General features: G+C 70.3%; 11 protein-coding genes and 1 pseudogene. 7 read left to right on the top strand and 5 right to left on the bottom strand.

The window, feature by feature from the left end:
- The first annotated feature begins 8 nt into the window (after positions 1-8).
- From ACFXAE_RS28010 to ACFXAE_RS28000, 3 genes are read left to right on the top strand one after another with little or no spacing between them, the layout of a single operon-like run.
- Positions 9-404 carry a DUF742 domain-containing protein gene (locus ACFXAE_RS28010; protein WP_384719739.1) on the top strand — a complete coding sequence of 132 codons (396 nt, stop codon included), beginning with the start codon at positions 9-11 and terminating at the stop codon, positions 402-404.
- Positions 405-428: 24 nt separating this feature from the next.
- Complete coding sequence (locus ACFXAE_RS28005) at positions 429-4,112, top strand: hydantoinase B/oxoprolinase family protein (RefSeq protein ID WP_384719737.1); 3,684 nt, start codon at positions 429-431, stop codon at positions 4,110-4,112.
- The gene (locus ACFXAE_RS28000; protein ID WP_384719735.1) at positions 4,093-4,698 is read left to right on the top strand and encodes an ATP/GTP-binding protein; all 606 of its coding nucleotides are present in this window, start codon (positions 4,093-4,095) and stop codon (positions 4,696-4,698) included. The genes ACFXAE_RS28005 and ACFXAE_RS28000 overlap by 20 nt, the downstream gene beginning before the upstream one ends.
- A gap of 84 nt (positions 4,699-4,782) precedes the next feature.
- Here the strand turns inward: ACFXAE_RS28000 and glpK are convergent, their stop codons facing one another.
- Positions 4,783-6,294 (bottom strand): glycerol kinase GlpK, encoded by a 1,512-nt coding sequence (gene glpK, locus ACFXAE_RS27995; RefSeq protein WP_384719733.1) that lies wholly within the window; start codon positions 6,292-6,294, stop codon positions 4,783-4,785.
- Between the two features lie 33 nt (positions 6,295-6,327).
- Positions 6,328-7,053, bottom strand: a pseudogene (locus ACFXAE_RS27990) (MIP/aquaporin family protein).
- A gap of 389 nt (positions 7,054-7,442) precedes the next feature.
- Here ACFXAE_RS27990 and ACFXAE_RS27985 point away from each other — a divergent pair.
- Positions 7,443-8,252 (top strand): M15 family metallopeptidase, encoded by an 810-nt coding sequence (locus ACFXAE_RS27985; RefSeq protein WP_384719731.1) that lies wholly within the window; start codon positions 7,443-7,445, stop codon positions 8,250-8,252.
- A 62-nt stretch (positions 8,253-8,314) separates the two neighbouring features.
- The gene (locus ACFXAE_RS27980) at positions 8,315-8,833 is read left to right on the top strand and encodes an NUDIX domain-containing protein (RefSeq protein WP_384719789.1); all 519 of its coding nucleotides are present in this window, start codon (positions 8,315-8,317) and stop codon (positions 8,831-8,833) included.
- On the opposite strand, the gene ACFXAE_RS27975 is transcribed toward ACFXAE_RS27980, so the two are convergent.
- Positions 8,824-11,202 carry a glycoside hydrolase family 31 protein gene (locus ACFXAE_RS27975; protein WP_384719729.1) on the bottom strand — a complete coding sequence of 793 codons (2,379 nt, stop codon included), beginning with the start codon at positions 11,200-11,202 and terminating at the stop codon, positions 8,824-8,826. The genes ACFXAE_RS27980 and ACFXAE_RS27975 overlap by 10 nt on opposite strands.
- Positions 11,203-11,415: 213 nt before the next feature.
- Between ACFXAE_RS27975 and ACFXAE_RS27970 the strand changes: the two genes are divergently transcribed.
- Both ACFXAE_RS27970 and ACFXAE_RS27965 read left to right on the top strand, forming a co-directional pair.
- Positions 11,416-13,392, top strand: a complete 1,977-nt coding sequence (locus tag ACFXAE_RS27970; RefSeq protein ID WP_384719727.1) for an acetoacetate--CoA ligase — start codon at positions 11,416-11,418, stop codon at positions 13,390-13,392.
- Between the two features lie 112 nt (positions 13,393-13,504).
- Positions 13,505-14,392: a hypothetical protein gene (locus tag ACFXAE_RS27965; protein WP_384719725.1), complete on the top strand. Its 888-nt coding sequence runs from the start codon at positions 13,505-13,507 to the stop codon at positions 14,390-14,392.
- Between the two features lie 81 nt (positions 14,393-14,473).
- On the opposite strand, the gene ptsP is transcribed toward ACFXAE_RS27965, so the two are convergent.
- Together ptsP and ACFXAE_RS27955 are read right to left on the bottom strand one after the other, a co-directional pair.
- Positions 14,474-16,144: a phosphoenolpyruvate--protein phosphotransferase gene (gene ptsP, locus ACFXAE_RS27960; protein WP_384719723.1), complete on the bottom strand. Its 1,671-nt coding sequence runs from the start codon at positions 16,142-16,144 to the stop codon at positions 14,474-14,476.
- Between the two features lie 77 nt (positions 16,145-16,221).
- Positions 16,222-16,671 carry a PTS glucose transporter subunit IIA gene (locus tag ACFXAE_RS27955; protein ID WP_384719721.1) on the bottom strand — a complete coding sequence of 150 codons (450 nt, stop codon included), beginning with the start codon at positions 16,669-16,671 and terminating at the stop codon, positions 16,222-16,224.
- Positions 16,672-17,085 lie beyond the last annotated feature (414 nt).

The following is a 17,085-nucleotide window of genomic DNA, read 5'->3' as shown; positions in this document are numbered from 1 at the left end:
GGGATGACATGAGCGCTGACGGTCAGGGTAGAAGCCACTGGTTCGACGACGAGGCCGGACCGGTCGTCCGTCCGTACGCCATGACGCGGGGCCGCACCACCAGTGCGGCCCAGCACCGCCTCGACCTGATCGCGGTGGTCGTCACGGAGCCGCACGCGGACGATCCGGAGGCCGATCCCACGCTCTCCCCGGAACATGTGGACATCGTCGAACTGTGCCGCGACAGCTCGCAGACGGTCGCCGAACTCTCCGCCGAACTCGATCTGCCGATCGGGGTGGTCCGGGTCCTCGTCGGAGATCTCGTGGAATCGGAATTGGTCCATGTGAACCGGCCAGTACCCCCGGCCGAGCTGCCGGACGAGAGTATTCTGCGCGACGTGATCAACGGCCTCCGGGCGCTGTGACCGGCGCGGAAGCGGGATACTGACGTGACAGGCTGGCAGTTCTGGGTCGACCGAGGCGGCACCTTCACCGACATCGTCGCGAGGCGCCCCGACGGCCGGCTGCTGACGCACAAGGTGCTGTCCGACAACCCGGCTCCGGAACACACCCGGCACCGCGGGAGCCGGGGGACACGCGGCACCGACGCGGCGGTCGTGGGTGTCCGCGAACTGCTGGCCGGATCCGACGGCCCAGTCGACGCCGTGCGCATGGGGACCACCGTCGCCACCAACGCCCTCCTCGAGCGCAAGGGCGAACGGACCCTGCTGGTCGTCACCCGCGGCTTCCGCGACGCGCTGCGCATCGCCTACCAGAACCGCCCGCACATCTTCGCCCGCCGTATCGACCTGCCCGAGCTGCTGCACGAACGGGTCGTCGAGGTGGACGAACGCATCGCAGCCGACGGCACCGTCCTGCGCGCCCCCGACCTGGACGCTCTCACCGGACCGCTGCGACAGGCGTACGACGACGGCATCCGGGCCGTTGCCGTGGTCTGCGTGCACAGCCATCTCCACCCCGCCCACGAACAAGCGGTCGGGGAACTCGCCGCCCGCATCGGCTTCCCGCAGATCTCGCTGTCCAGCGAGGTCAGTCCCCTGATGAAGCTCGTCCCGCGCGGCGACACCGCCGTCGTGGACGCCTACCTCTCGCCCGTGCTGCGCCGCTACGTCCGCCATGTCGCCGACGAGCTCGACGGTGTACGGCTGATGTTCATGCAGTCCAACGGCGGCCTCACCGAAGCCGGCCGGTTCCGCGGCAAGGACGCCGTCCTGTCCGGGCCGGCCGGCGGCATCGTCGGCATGGCCCGCATGTCGCAGCTCGCCGGCTTCGACCGCGTCATCGGCTTCGACATGGGCGGCACCTCCACCGACGTCTCGCACTTCGCGGGCGAGTACGAACGCGTCTTCACCACACAGATCGCCGGCGTCCGGCTGCGCGCGCCCATGCTGGACATCCACACCGTCGCCGCCGGCGGCGGCTCGGTCCTCCACTTCGACGGCTCCCGCTACCGCGTGGGGCCGGACTCGGCGGGCGCCGACCCGGGCCCCGCCTGCTACCGGCGTGGCGGCCCGCTCACGGTCACCGACGCCAACGTCATGCTCGGCCGTATCCAGCCCGCCCACTTCCCCGCGGTGTTCGGCCCGGACGGCGGCCGGTCCCTCGATGCCGCGCTCGTCCACGACCGCTTCACGGCTCTCACCCGCGAGATCCACGAGCAGACCGGCGACGACCGCACCCCCGAGCAGGTCGCCGAGGGCTACCTGCGGATCGCCGTCGCCGGCATCGCCGGCGCGGTGAAGCGGATCTCCGTGCAAAAAGGCCACGACGTCACCCGGTACGCCCTCACCACCTTCGGCGGAGCGGGCGGACAGCACGCGTGCATGGTCGCCGACTCCCTCGGCATCCGCACCGTCCTCGTCCCGCCCATGGCCGGCGTCCTGTCCGCGCTCGGCATCGGCCTCGCCGACACCACGGCCATGCGGGAACGCTCCGTCGAGGCCCTCCTGGAACCGGCCTCCATGGCCGGCGTCCACAAGACCGCCGACGACCTCGAAGCGGCGGCCCGCGCGGAGCTCCTCGCCGAGGACGTCCCCGAGGAGCGCGTCCAGGTCACCCGCCGCGCCCAACTCCGCTACGACGGCACCGACACCACCCTCACCGTCGAGCTGACCGAGCCCGGCACGATGCGGCAGACCTTCGAAGAACGTCATCGCGCCACGTACTCCTTCACGCTCGACCGCCCGATCGTCGTCGAAGCCCTCTCCGTCGAAGCCACCGGCATCACCGAACCCCCCGATCTCTCCGCCCTCGCTCCCTACGAAGGCACCCCGCGACACCCCACCGTCACCCCGCGGACCGTCCGCCTCCACACCGGCGGCACCTGGTGCGACGTACCCCTCCGCCGCCGTGAGGATCTTCCCCCCGGCGAAACCGTCACCGGCCCGGCGATCATCACCGAGTCCGGAGCGACGACCGTCGTCGACGACGGCTGGCGGGCCGCGGCGACCGACGACGGGCATCTGGTCATGGAACGCGTCGCGGTTACGCAGAGTTCCCGAACCGACACAAAAGCGGACCCCGTGCTGCTCGAGGTCTTCAACAACCTCTTCATGTCCATCGCCGAACAAATGGGCGCCCGCCTCGAGTCCACCGCCCAGTCCGTCAACATCAAGGAACGCCTGGACTTCTCCTGCGCCCTCTTCGACCCCGACGGAAACCTGGTGGCCAACGCCCCGCACATCCCCGTCCACCTGGGCTCGATGGGCACCAGCGTCAAAGAGGTCATCCGACGGCGCGGCCCGGCCATGCGGCCCGGCGACACCTACGCCGTCAACGACCCGTACCACGGCGGCACCCACCTTCCCGACGTCACCGTCATCACCCCGGTCTTCGGCACCAGGTCCACCGACGGCACGGAGCGTGACCGGAAGGTCCTCTTCCATGTCGCCTCACGCGGCCACCACGCCGAGATCGGCGGCATCGCCCCGGGCTCCATGCCGGCCGACAGCCGCACCATCGACGAGGAGGGCGTCCTCTTCGACGACTGGCTGCTCACCGAGAACGGCCGCTTCCGTGAGGAGGAGACCCTCCGCCTCCTCACCGAGGCACTCCACCCCTCCCGCAACCCGAAGACCAATCTCGCCGACCTGCGCGCCCAGATCGCCGCCAACCACAAGGGCGTCGACGAGGTCGGCCGCATGATCGAGGACTTCGGCCTCGACGTCGTCCAGGCCTATATGAAGCACGTCCAGGACAACGCCGAAGAGGCGGTGCGTCGCGTCATCGACGCCCTCGACGACGGCGCGTACGCCTACGAGACCGACTCGGGCGCCGTCATTCGCGTACGCGTCCGCGTGGACCGGGAGAACCGCGGCGCGACCATCGACTTCACCGGTACCTCCGCCCAGTTGCCCACCAACTTCAACGCCCCCTTCTCCGTCGTCAACGCGGCCGTCCTGTACGTCTTCCGCACCCTGGTCGCCGATGACATCCCGCTCAACGACGGCTGTCTGCGCCCGCTGGACATCATCGTGCCGCCGGGCTCCATGCTGGCTCCCGAGCCGCCGGCCGCCGTCGTCGCAGGCAACGTGGAGACTTCCCAGGCCATCACCGGTGCCCTCTACGCCGCCCTCGGCGTCCAGGCGGAGGGCTCCGGCACCATGAACAACGTCACCTTCGGCAACGCCCGTCACCAGTACTACGAGACCGTCGCCTCCGGCTCGGGCGCCGGAGACGGTTTCCCCGGGGCATCCGTCGTACAGACCCACATGACCAACTCCCGGCTCACCGACCCCGAGATCCTGGAGTGGCGACTGCCCGTCCGTCTCGAGGAGTTCGCGGTCCGCCGCGGCAGTGGCGGCGCCGGACGGTGGCGCGGCGGGGACGGAGCCGTGCGCCGCATCCGCTTCCTGGAGCGCATGACGGTCTCCACGCTGTCCCAGCACCGCAGGATCCCCCCGTACGGCATGGCCGGAGGTGAACCCGGCGCACCGGGTGCCCACCGGATCGAACGAGCGGACGGCACGGTCACCCGGCTCGCCGGAAGCGACTCGGCGGACGTCGGCCCCGGCGACGTACTCGTCATCGAAACCCCCGGCGGCGGCGGATACGGCCCGCCGCCCGATCCCCATCAAGCAGGAGAAGAGATCGATGATCTTCGGGTGTTCTGAGCGCGGCAAGCCCCCGGTCGAGCCCGTCACGCTCAAGATCCTGGTGGCCGGCGGCTTCGGCGTGGGCAAGACCACGCTCGTCGGCGCGGTCAGCGAGATCAGGCCGCTGCGCACCGAGGAACTCCTCACCGAGGCCGGGCGCCCGGTCGACGACACCTCCGGTGTGGAAGCCAAGAACACCACCACCGTGGCCATGGACTTCGGCCGCATCACCCTCCGCGAGGACCTGGTGCTGTACCTCTTCGGCACGCCCGGTCAGGAGCGGTTCTGGTTCATGTGGGACGAGCTGTCCGAGGGCGCCCTCGGAGCCGTCGTCCTCGCCGACACCCGGCGCCTGGAGGACTGCTTCGCGGCCATCGACTACTTCGAGCGGCGCGCCATCCCGTTCCTCGTCGGCGTCAACTGCTTCGACGGAGCGGCGCGCTACCCGGCCGGCGACGTCCGCCGCGCCCTCGACCTCGACGACCACGTACCGCTGCTGATGTGCGACGCGCGGGACCGCGAGTCGGTCAAGGAGACCCTCATCAGCGTTGTCCAGCACGCCATGGCCCAGGCCGCACAGCGACGCCAGACGGTCGGTACCTGAGACGGCGGCAGGTCCGCGGCCCGTACTCCCACCGACCGGAGCACGGGCCGCGGACCTGGAGAACGACGCACCACGCGCGCGTGGTCAGCCGTCACCCTCCTCCATCCAGTCGAGGCTCTTCTCCACCGCCTTGCGCCAGTTGCGGTACTCCCGGTTCCGCACCGGCGCCTCCATGACCGGCGTCCACTCGGCGTCCTTCTGCCAGTGGGACTTCAGCTCGTCCAGGCCGTTCCACACGCCCGTGGCGAGCCCCGCCGCGTAGGCGGCGCCCAGGCAGGTCGTCTCGGAGACCCTGGGCCGGATCACCGGCACCCCGAGGACATCCGCCTGGTGCTGCATCAGCAGGTTGTTCCTCGTCATGCCTCCGTCGACCTTCAGGGTGGTGATCCGCACTCCGGAGTCCTGGTACATGGCGTCCACGACCTCGCGTGTCTGCCAGCTCGTCGCCTCGAGCACCGCACGCGCGAGATGTGCTTTCGTCACGTAGCGGGTGAGCCCCGTGACCACACCGCGCGCGTCGGAGCGCCAGTAGGGCGCGAAGAGGCCGGAGAACGCGGGCACGATGTAGGCGCCGCCGTTGTCCTCCACGCTTGCCGCCAGCGGCTCGATCTCGTCGGCGGTCCGGATGATGCCGAGCTGGTCGCGGAACCATTGCACCAGCGCGCCCGTTATGGCGATCGACCCCTCCAGACAGTAGACGGGCGCCTCGTCGCCGATCTTGTAACCCATCGTCGTGAGCAGCCCGCTCTTCGACGGCACCGGCCGGTTGCCGGTGTTGAGCAGCAGGAAGCTGCCCGTGCCGTAGGTGTTCTTCGCCGTGCCCGCGTCGTAACAGGCCTGCCCGAAAACCGCTGCCTGCTGGTCGCCCAGCGCGGAGGCGACGGGCACGCCGGAGAGCTGGCCCACCGCGGTGCCGTAGACCTCGGCGGAGGACCTGATCTCCGGCAGCATCACCTCGGGCACGTGCATCGCGGCGAGGATGGACGCGTCCCACTGCAGCGTCTCCAGGTTCATCAGCATGGTCCGCCCGGCGTTGGTCACGTCGGTGACGTGCCGTCCGCCGTCGGTGCCGCCGGTGAGGTTCCAGATCAGCCAGGAGTCGATGGTGCCGAACGCGATCTCGCCGTTCTCCGCGCGGGCCCTGAGCCCGGGCACGTTGTCGAGCAGCCAGGCCGCCTTCGGCCCGGAGAAGTAGCTGGCCAGCGGCAGCCCGGTCTGCTCGCGGAAACGGTCCTGCCCGTCCGGCCCGCCCAACTGGTCGCAGAGCGTGGCGGTCCGCGTGTCCTGCCACACGATCGCGTTGTGCACGGGCTTGCCCGTGGCGCGGTCCCACAGGACCGTCGTCTCCCGCTGGTTGGTGATGCCCAGCGCGCTCAACTGGCCGGCGCGCAGACCGGCCCTGGCGAGTGCCCCGGCGACCACGGCCTGCACCTTGGACCAGATCTCGGTGGCGTCGTGCTCCACCCAGCCCGGCTTCGGGAAGATCTGGCGGTGCTCGCGCTGGTCGACGGCGACGATCGCGCCGTGCCGGTTGAAGACGATGCACCGGCTGGAAGTGGTGCCCTGATCGATCGCGGCGACGAACTTGTCTGTCATGACGTACCTTTCGTCGTTCGTGCGGAGGTTCGTTCAGAAGGCTGCGTTGAAGACCAGCCCGGACAGCGCCCCGCCGATGAGTGGTCCCACGATCGGAACCCACGCGTAGCCCCAGTCGGAGGTGCCCTTGTTGGGAATCGGGAGCAGCGCGTGCACGACGCGCGGCCCGAGGTCGCGGGCCGGATTGATGGCGTACCCCGTGGGGCCGCCGAGCGACAGACCGACGCCGACCACAAGGAACGAGACGATCAGGATGGCCGTGCCCGACTCGCCGAGCCCCTTGGTCAGGCCGAAGGCCAGGATCGGCAGTACCAGGCCCATGGTCGCGATGATCTCGGTGACGAGGTTCGCGACGGGGTTGCGGATCGCCGGAACCGTGGAGAAGACGCCGAGCGTCGGCTGGGCGATGTCCTCCTCGGCGTTGGCCTGGAACTGCGCCTAGTAGACCAGCCAGCACAGCACGGCGCCCGGCATCGCGCCGACCATCTGCCCGGCGATGTAGACGTGGACGTGGTCCCATTCCCCGGTGTCGATGGCGATCCCGAGGGTGACCGCCGGGTTGAGATGCCCGCCCGACAGCGGAGCGGCGGTGTACGCCCCGGCCATCACGCCGAAACCCCAGCCCAGCGCGATGACGACCCAGCCGGCGTCCTTCGCCTTCGAGTAGTTGAGTACGACGGCGGCGACCACACCGGCGCCGAACAGGATCAGGATCGCGGTGCCGATGATCTCCCCGACGAATATGTCTCCGTTGCTCATGGCGGCTCCTGGGCCCCGGTCCGGGAAGATCCGCCCCGGACCTCGCGTGCAGGGTGCGTTTCCCACGGCGACTTCAGCCGGAGGCAGGGAGGATCCGCGTCCCGCCCGGCGTCCGTGATGAGCGTGCCGTCGCAGCCGAATCGCCCGTGGGGAAGTGGGCCGTGCCGCAGGAGGACCCAGCGGTGGCGTGCCGGAATGCGCCGAGATGTACGGTGATGTCGACTGACACCGGGAAGTGTTCACCGGCACTCAGAGGGCGTCAAGGTCGCCGACCGCAACGGTTATCGGCCACCCGGCCGGAAGCGCCACCTCCGCGGCGACACGGGCGCTCGGCGGCCGGGGGAGGGATCCTTCCCCGGAGGAGCCGACTCCTGATAGATGCAGGAGACATGACACGACTCTCCCTCTCGGTACGCGGTCTGGTCACCGTGGTCGCCACCCTGATCGCCGCGACCGCCGCCTCCGCCACCGCCCAGGCGAAGCCCGAACCCAAGGCTCCCCGCGACTTCGTGGCACTGAACAGCGTGGACCCGACGATCATCCAGGAGATCCGTTACTTCACCCGGCACAACTTCGTCGGCGAGCCCATCGACGGTTACCGGCAGCCGCTGTGCGTCCTCACCCGCCCCGCAGCCGAGGCCCTCCACACGGCGCAGCGGAAGCTGCTGCGGCAGGGCTACTCCCTGAAGGTGTACGACTGTTACCGGCCGCAGCGCGCGGTGGACCACTTCGTGCGCTGGGCCAAGGACCTCGACGACCAGAGGATGAAGGCCGAGTTCTATCCGAACGTCGACAAGACCCGGTTGTTCGCCGACGGCTACATCGCGGAGAAATCCGGCCACAGCCGTGGCTCGACCGTGGACCTCACCATCGTGGAACTCCCCACGAAGCCGACAAGGCCCTACCACCCCGGACAGCCCCTCACCCCCTGCTTCGCCCCCGAGGACGAGCGGTTTCCCGACACCTCCGTCGACATGGGCACCGGCTACGACTGCTTCGACACCCTCAGCCACACCCTCGACCCGCGTGTCCAGGGCGGACAACGCGCCAACCGGCTGCTCCTCAAGAGCACCCTGGAGGATCTCGGCTTCGTGAACCTCGCCGAGGAGTGGTGGCACTACACCTTCAAGCCGGAGGCCCACCCGGACACCTACTTCGACTTCCCGGTGTCCCGGAGGTCACTCACCGGCCACAACTGACCGGCCCCGCAGACGCCCCCACCGTGGTCGGATACAGTCCGCGCGTGTCCGAAACTCCTGCCATGGCTCCCGACTCCGCGCCGGACTCCCACTGTTCGAGCTGCGGCACGGCCTTCGGAGAGGGCGTCTCCGGCTGGCCCCGCACCTGCCCGTCCTGCGGCACCGTCGCCTACCGCAACCCGCTGCCGGTCGCGGTCGCCCTCCAGCCCGTGTACGACACGCAGGGCACCGGCCTCGTCGTCATCACCCGCACCATCGCGCCCGCGCGCGGGCGTACGGCCCTGCCCGGCGGCTACCTGGACGACCGGGAGGACTGGCGCCAGGCCGTCGTCCGTGAACTCAAGGAGGAGACCGGTATCGACGCGGCGAGCCGCGACGTACGGCTCGCCGACGCCATGAGCTCGCCCGACGGACACCTGCTGCTGTTCGGGCTCCTCCCGGAACGCCCCGCGGAAGACCTGCCGCCCTTCACCGCCACCGACGAGACCGAGGACCGCCACCTGCTGCGCCGCCCGGAGGAACTCGCGTTCCCCCTGCACACCTTGGCCGCACGGGCCTGGTTCGAGGGCCGCTACATCTGATTCCCGCCCGTGCCCACCCCGCGGACGCGCACCGGGCAGGACGGCTCCACGCCGCCGTCCTCGCCCTCCCGCTCGACGACGATCCGCGGACCCGACCACCGCACCGTGTAACGCTCGATCTCCGGCTCCTCCCAGCCCTCGCCGGCATCCGGCACCACCAGCCCGCCCCCGGTCCGCCCCCGGGCCGGTGCCCACACCTCCAGCTCCGGACCGCCGTCCTCCCCCCGCACCGGAAGAACGGCGCCCCCGCGCGCGAACACCGGTATCCGCCCCAGCGGCGCGTCGGCCCACACCCGGGCCGGCCCGTCGTACGCACGTCCCGTCGCCGTGTCGTACCACCGCCCGCGCGGCAGCTGGACCGCCCGCCGCTTCACACCCGGCGCGAGCACCGGCGCCACCAGCAGACAGTCACCCAGCAGAAAGGCGTCCTCACAGTCGCGCAACGCGCGCTCCTCGGGCGCCGACCACCACAACGGCCGCACATACGGCGCTCCGGTACGCCGGGCCAGATACGCCAGCGTCATGAAGTACGGCAGCAACCGCCGGCGTTCGACGAGCGCCACGCGCGCGTGCCCGAGAACGTCCGCGCCGAACTCCCACGGCTCACCCCGGCCCGCACGCGCACCGCCATGGGTGCGGAAGAACGGAAGATAGGCCCCCAACTGGAGCCCGCGCAGATACAGCTCGGGCGACGCCTCCCCGTCGAAGCCGCCGACGTCCGGACCCGCATAGGGAACACCGCACAGGCCCAGCCCCATGACCAGCGACAATGCCGCCCGCACCCCGGGCCACCCCGTCATCACCCCGCCCGACCACGCCCCGCCGTGACGCTGCATACCGGCCCACCCGGAACGCGAGAACACGAACGGCCGCTCCTGGGGAGCCTGCTCCCGCAGCCCTTCGTACGCCGCCCGTGCCATGCACAGCCCGTACACGTTGTGCGCCTCGCGATGGTCACCTCCGCGCCCGTCCAGCGCGTGGCGAGCCGACCGTGGCAGCGTCGGCTCGCCGAAGGCCGCGAAGGACGTCGGCTCGTCCATGCTGTGCCAGAAACCGGCGAACCCCTGTGCCAGCCGCTCCGTGTACAGGTCCCCCCACCACGCACGCACGCGCGCGTGCGTGAAGTCCGGAAAGACCACCTCACCGGCCCGCCCGACCCCTTTCACGACCTCCCCGGAGGCGTCCCGCACGAACACGTCCCGCTCCACCCCCTCGTCGTACACGGTGGTGCCGGGCGCGGCCCCGACCACCGGACCGACGACCGACACCAGCCTGATTCCCTCGCGCCGCAGCTCGTCCGCGAGAACCGGCAGCTTGGGGAACCGCTCCTGGTCCACGGTGAACGCCTGACGGGCATCGAAGTGATCGATGCCGAGGTGCACGGCGTCGAGCGGCAGCTCGTGCTCCCGGTGCTCCGCGACGATCCGCCGCACCTCCTCCTCGCTGCCGAAAGCCCCTCGCGTGTGATGGTGACCGAGCGCCCACGCGGGCGGCAGCACCGGCGCACCGGTGAGCGAGGTCCAGGCGAGCAGCACCCGCGCGGGAGCCCCCACCATCACCCAGCAGCGCAGCGGGCCACCCTCCATGCGCAGCTCACTGGTCCCGGCCCGGTCGTGTCCGGAACCTGCGCCCTCCTCGCCCTCCCGCAGCGTCACGGTGCCGTCCCACGAACTGTCGTAGAACACCAGATGCGTGCCCGCGTCGGCCACCACCATCTGCACCGGCATCGGGACGGACAGCGGATCGTCGCCGGGACCGCCGGCACGACCGGGCGAGGCGTTCCACAACCGGTACGTGCCGTCCCGCAGCCGGGGACCCGACGCAGGCCCCCCGAGCCCGAAGAAACGCGCGTCGGCCGGCACCTCGGACCGCTGCATCCAATGCGCGGCACCACCGCCCACCGGTTCCCACCACCGCGGCGGAAGATCGCGCCGCAGCATCACACCCCCCGGGGTGAGCACCTCCACCGCGCCGTACCGCGAGACCACCACCGTCACCCGCTCGGCCACCACCCGCCAGCCACCGTCCTTGTCCGGCTCCAGCGCGGCCCGCGGATCCGGATCGGGACAGCGGCCGGCCAGTGCGTACGACGGCTCCGGAGCGGCCCCGTCCCAGCCCCAGAAGACCGCCCCGTTCACCGCCACGAAAATCCGCAACTCCGAGCGGCCGAACCTGACCAGCCCACCACCGAGCCCCGGCTCCACCTCCCGCACGGTCCCGGGCACCCGTGCCCGCACCGGCCCTCGCGGCGGCAGCCCAGTGGCGTCGGCCCGCCGCCTGCGCCACGCTGCTCGTACGGTACGCAACCCCTGAGCCGCCCTCACCGAACCGACCGATTTCATCGAACGCACCAGGTCACGACCGTCCATGCTGCTCACCCTGCCACTGACCGCGCCCATCATGCGGGTCGTTCAACTGCCGTTCACCTGTGATCGGACCACATCTTCACGACACGGACTATGTGGGGGACTCCCTGGTGCGGAAGTCGATCACATGGCATCGTCCCTGTCAGCCGCGTCACGCGCACACCCCAGCCCGTGCGCGGAGGACGCACACGACGCGCACAGTCCGGGAGCCGCCCCATGTCGACCGTGAACCCCCAGCCGCTCTGGCAGCCGAGCCGGGACCAGATCGCTCAGGCACGGATCACCACGTTCCAGACGTGGGCCGCCGAACACCACGGCGCCCCCGCCGAGGGCGGCTACACGGCGCTCCACCGCTGGTCGGTGGACGAGCTGGAGACCTTCTGGAAAGCGGTCACGGAGTGGTTCGACGTCCGCTTCTCGACTCCTTGCACGCGTGTGCTGGGCGACCGCTCGATGCCCGGCGCCCAGTGGTTTCCCGGAGCCACACTGAACTACGCCGAACACGCGCTGCGCGCCACCGCCTCCCGCGCGGAGGAAGCGGCCCTGCTGTACGTCGACGAAACCCATGACCCGCGCCCCGTCACCTGGGCCGAGCTGCGCCGCCAGGTCGGCTCCGTGGCAGCCGAGCTGCGCTCCCTCGGCGTGCGCCCCGGAGACCGTGTCAGCGGATACCTCCCGAACATCCCGCAGGCCGTCGTCGCCCTCCTCGCCACGGCGGCCGTGGGCGGCGTGTGGACCTCCTGCGCACCCGACTTCGGCGCCCGCAGCGTCCTCGACCGCTTCCAGCAGGTGGAACCCGTCGTCCTGTTCACCGTCGACGGCTACCGCTACGGCGGCAAGGAGCACGACCGCCGCGACGTCGTCGCCGAACTGTGCCGCGAACTGCCCACCCTGCGCGCCGTCGTACACATCCCCCTGCTCGGCACCGAGGCCCCCGACGGCGCACTGGACTGGTCGGCCCTCACCGCCGCGGACACCGAACCGGTTTTCGAGCAGGTGCCCTTCGACCACCCGCTGTGGGTGCTCTACTCCTCCGGCACCACCGGACTGCCCAAGGCGATCGTCCAGTCCCAGGGCGGGATCCTCGTCGAACACCTCAAGCAACTCGGACTCCACTGCGACCTGGGCCCCGAGGACCGCTTCTTCTGGTACACCTCCACCGGCTGGATGATGTGGAACTTCCTCGTCTCCGGCCTCCTGACCGGAACGACGATCGTCCTGTACGACGGCAGCCCCGGCCACCCGGACACAGGCGCCCAGTGGCGCATCGCCGAACGCACCGGCGCCACCCTCTACGGCACCTCCGCCGCCTACGTCATGGCGTGCCGCAAGGCCGGCGTGCACCCCGCGCGCGACTTCGACCTCTCCGCGGTGAAGTGCGTCGCGACCACCGGCTCCCCCCTGCCCCCCGACGGCTTCCGCTGGCTGCACGACGAGTTCGCCGAGAACGGGGCCGACCTGTGGATCGCCTCGGTCAGCGGCGGGACGGACGTCTGCTCCTGCTTCGCCGGAGCCGTACCGACCCTCCCCGTCCACATCGGCGAGCTCCAGGCACCCGGCCTGGGCACGGACCTTCAGTCCTGGGACGCCGTAGGCAAGCCCCTGACCGACGAGGTCGGCGAACTCGTGGTCACCAACCCGATGCCCTCCATGCCGATCCACTTCTGGAACGACCCCGACGGCACCCGCTACCACGACAGCTACTTCGACACCTACCCCGGCGTCTGGCGGCACGGCGACTGGATCACCATCACCTCCCGGGGCTCCGTCGTCATCCACGGCCGCTCCGACTCCACGCTCAACCGCCAGGGCGTCCGCATGGGATCGGCCGACATCTACGAGGCCGTGGAACGCCTCCCCGAGATCAGGGAATCCCTCGTCGTCGGCATCGAACAGCCCGACGGCGGCTACTGGATGCCCCTGTTCGTCCACCTGGCACCCGGATCCACCCTCGACGAGGACCTGCGCAGCCGCATCAAGCAGGTCATCCGCGAACAACTCTCACCGCGTCACGTCCCCGACGAGATCATCGAGGTCCCCGGCGTCCCGCACACGCTCACCGGCAAGCGCATCGAGGTCCCGGTCAAGCGTCTCCTCCAGGGCACCCCGCTGGAGAAGGCGGTCAACCCGGGATCCATCGACGACCTCGACCTGCTCGCCTTCTACGAGGAAATCGCCCGCAAGCGCGCTTGATTCCGTCCCACGGAGGAGACCGGCTCCCCCTTCGGCCCACCCGGCCGACCGCCGTTGTCAGTGCCGCCGATTACTGTGAGTGAGCATTGATCGACTGTGCACAGGGGGAGACATGGCGTACACCGACCACCGAATCTTGCGACGCGTCCTGCGCCGCGAAGTCGCGGGCACCATCGGCCTGCTGGCCGACGAGCACGACTTCCGTGCCATGCGGCGCTACGAGAGCTTCGTCTTCGACGACCACACCACCTACCTCAAACACATGGAAGCCGTCCTCAGGTCGCGCGCACTGCAGGGCAGCCACACCACGGTGGCCCTCTTCGACCCCGAGGACTACGCCGAGTACTGCGCGGAAACGGGCCTCGACCCCGACAGCCACACCAGCCGCACACAGTTCACGGCCGCACTCGCGTCCACCGGCCCCACGGTCCCCTACGACGGCCGCCCGCTGGCCGACCTCCTGCCCGTCCTCGTCGACGAGGCCGTACGCCGGGCCACCTGGGAGTACGCGGCCACGCTCCTCGCCCGCCTCGGCGCCTGCGCCTCGTGCGGCGAGGACCTGGGCCGCGCCGCTTTCACCCGCGCCTCACACCTCCTCGTCCGCATCCTCGACACGGCCCCACCCGGCGAGCGGCACCTCGTGTGCAGCGTCTCCGGACCACCCGAAACGCTCGTCGCCGTCCTGCACGCCGACGACATCGCCGGCCGTATGGAACTCGACGAGTCCGAAGTCCTCGAATTCACCACCGTCCTGGCCGTCGGCCTCGCCACCGAGAGCCCCGGCGGACTGGTCATGCGGACCAGCGAAGCCGGCAGCCCCGACCGTATCCACGGCTGGCGACTGCGCGCCCACGGCCTCGAACCTCTCACCGCCGGCGAGGTCTTCGACGCCTACTGCACCGACGCCGAGTCCGGAGACCTCATCTCCCCGGAGTCCAATGTCGACTACTGCGAGCCGCCCGACCTCGGCGAGGGACCGAGTCAGGCCCACCACCACTGAGCCGGGAACGCCTGTGGGGCGCCCCACCTCCAGGTGGAGCGCCCCACAGGGACACAGATCGCGCCGACCGGCCCGGTCCGGCTACTCGCCCGACAGCACCGCCTGAGCGGCGTCACGGGCATCCGCGGCACTGTCCGCTGCCCGGGCCGCCGTCGCGGCCCGCTCACACTGCGCCAGCGTGAACTTCGCCAGCGAAGCCCGCACATACGGAATGGACGCCGCGCCCATGGAGAGAGAGGTGACACCCAGACCGGTCAGCACACACGCGAGCAACGGGTCGGAAGCGGCCTCACCGCAGACCCCACAGCTCTTTCCCTCGGCCTTCGCCGCCTCGGCGGACAGCGCCACCAGGTCGAGCAGCGCGGGCTGCCACGGATCCTGCAGCCGGGAGACCGCACCCACCTGACGGTCCGCGGCGAACGTGTACTGCGCGAGGTCGTTCGTGCCCAGCGACAGGAACTCCACCTCTTGCAGCACCGAGCGTGCCCGTAGCGCGGCCGACGGAATCTCGACCATCGCGCCGAACTTCGTCCGCAGCCCCGCCTCCCTGCAGGCGTCCGCGAAAGCCTTGGCATCGGCCCGGTCCGCCACCATCGGGGCCATGACCTCGAGGTGGACGGGCAGCCCCTCGGCGGCCTTGGCCAGCGCCGTCAGCTGCGTACGCAGCACCCCGGGGTGGTCGAGCAGCGTCCGCAGACCACGCACGCCCAGCGCCGGGTTCGGCTCGTCCGCCGGAGTGAGGAAGTCCAGCGGCTTGTCCGCGCCCGCGTCCAGCACCCGCACCACGACACGGCCCTCGGGGAATGCCTCGAGCACCTGACGATAGGCCGCGACCTGCTTCTCCTCGGAAGGAGCCTTCTTGCTGTCGTCCAGGAACAGGAACTCGGTACGGAAGAGACCGATGCCCTCCGCACCTGCCTCCACGGCGGCCGCCACATCCGCCGGGCCACCGATGTTGGCCAGCAGCGGCACCTTGTGACCGTCGGCGGTCGCACCGGGCCCGGTCGACGCCGCCAGCGCCGCCTTGCGCTCGGCCGCCGCCGCCTCGAGCTGAGCCTTCTTCTCGTCGCTCGGGTTCACGAAGATCTCGCCGGTACTGCCGTCGACCGCTATCAGCGTGCCCTCGGCGAGTTCACCGGCACCCGGCAGGGCGACCACGGCCGGGACACCGAGAGCGCGGGCCAGGATCGCGCTGTGGCTGGTGGGACCGCCCTCCTCGGTCACGAAGCCGAGCACCAGCGTCGGGTCGAGCAGCGCCGTGTCCGCCGGCGCGAGATCACGGGCCACGAGGACATACGGCTCGTCGCTGTCCGGCACACCCGGCATCGGTACCCCGAGCAGCCGCGCGACGATACGGTTCCGCACGTCGTCGAGGTCGGCCACGCGGCCCGCCAGGTACTCACCGGCATTCGAGAGCAGCTCGCGGTAAGCGGCGAACGCGTCGTACACCGCCCGCTCAGCGGTGCTACCGACGGCGATGCGCCGTTCCACATCAGCCATCAGCTCAGGGTCCCGAGCCATCATCGCCTGAGCCTCGAGTACCGCCTGGGCCTCGCCCCCGGCGAGGTTGCCGCGCGCCACCAGATCGGCCGCGACCGCCTCCACGGCCTTGCGGGCGCGCCCCTGCTCACGCTCCGCCTCGTCGGCCGGGATCTGCTTGGCCGGAGGTTCGAGCACCGCCGTACCCATGTGCCGTACCTCGCCGATCGCCACACCGTGGCTGACACCGACGCCTCGCAGCGTTGTCTCCATCTCACCCGTCTCCGATAGAGCGGCGGGCTCCGCCGCCGCGTTGGTTGTCCTGATGGCCGTCATCGGACGACGCCGCGTCACTTCCAGAGGAAGAGGGTGTCGCCGGCCTTCACATCGCCGTCGTCGCGAAGCTCAAAGAGAGCGTCCGCCGTGGCCTCCAGGGCAACGACCGGGCACACCGGGGACTTGCCGGCGGCCTCGACGGCGGCCGGATCCCAACGCACGATGCGCTGGCCGCGGGTCACGGTGTCACCCTTGTTGACGAGCAGCTCGAAGCCCTCGCCGTTGAGCTGCACGGTGTCGATGCCGAGGTGGGTGAGTACGCCGTGTCCGCTCTCGTCGACGACGACGAACGCGTGCGGGTGCAAAGAGACGATCACACCGTCGACGGGGGAGACGGCCTCGGCGGGCTCTCGTGCGGGGTCGATCGCCGTACCCGGGCCGACCATGGCCCCGGAGAAGACCGGGTCGGGTACGGACGCCAGTCCGATGGCCCGTCCTGCAAGCGGGGACGTCACGGTGGTCATGGGAAGCCTCCCAGGCGTGGAGATCTGTACGTACGCCGCCGTCACTGCCTGCCTCCGGCGCGCTGTTCAGCAGCGTATGTCATGCGACGTACCGGTTCCGGGGGACAGGTCCGGATCGGTGGTCTAGACGAGAGGTCTAGACCACCCACTCTAATCGATTTGCACGCGGTCCGCGACCCTGTGTAGAGTTGTACTCCTGCTCGGGGACGAGCGGTGCGAACAGGCGCCTCTCGCTCGACAGCAATCCAATCTGTCAGATCCTGTCTTTGAGTCACTTCTTGCATGCCTGCGAGATAGTGGTCAGAAGATCGAAAAAAGACTGATAGAGTCGGAAACGCAAGACCGAAGGGAAGCGCCCGGAGGAAAGCCCGAGAGGGTGAGTACAAAGGAAGCGTCCGTTCCTTGAGAACTCAA

It is taken from the genome of Streptomyces sp. NPDC059454 (assembly GCF_042749965.1).
GTDB lineage: Bacteria > Actinomycetota > Actinomycetes > Streptomycetales > Streptomycetaceae > Streptomyces.
This window is presented reverse-complemented; position numbering and strand designations above follow the sequence as displayed.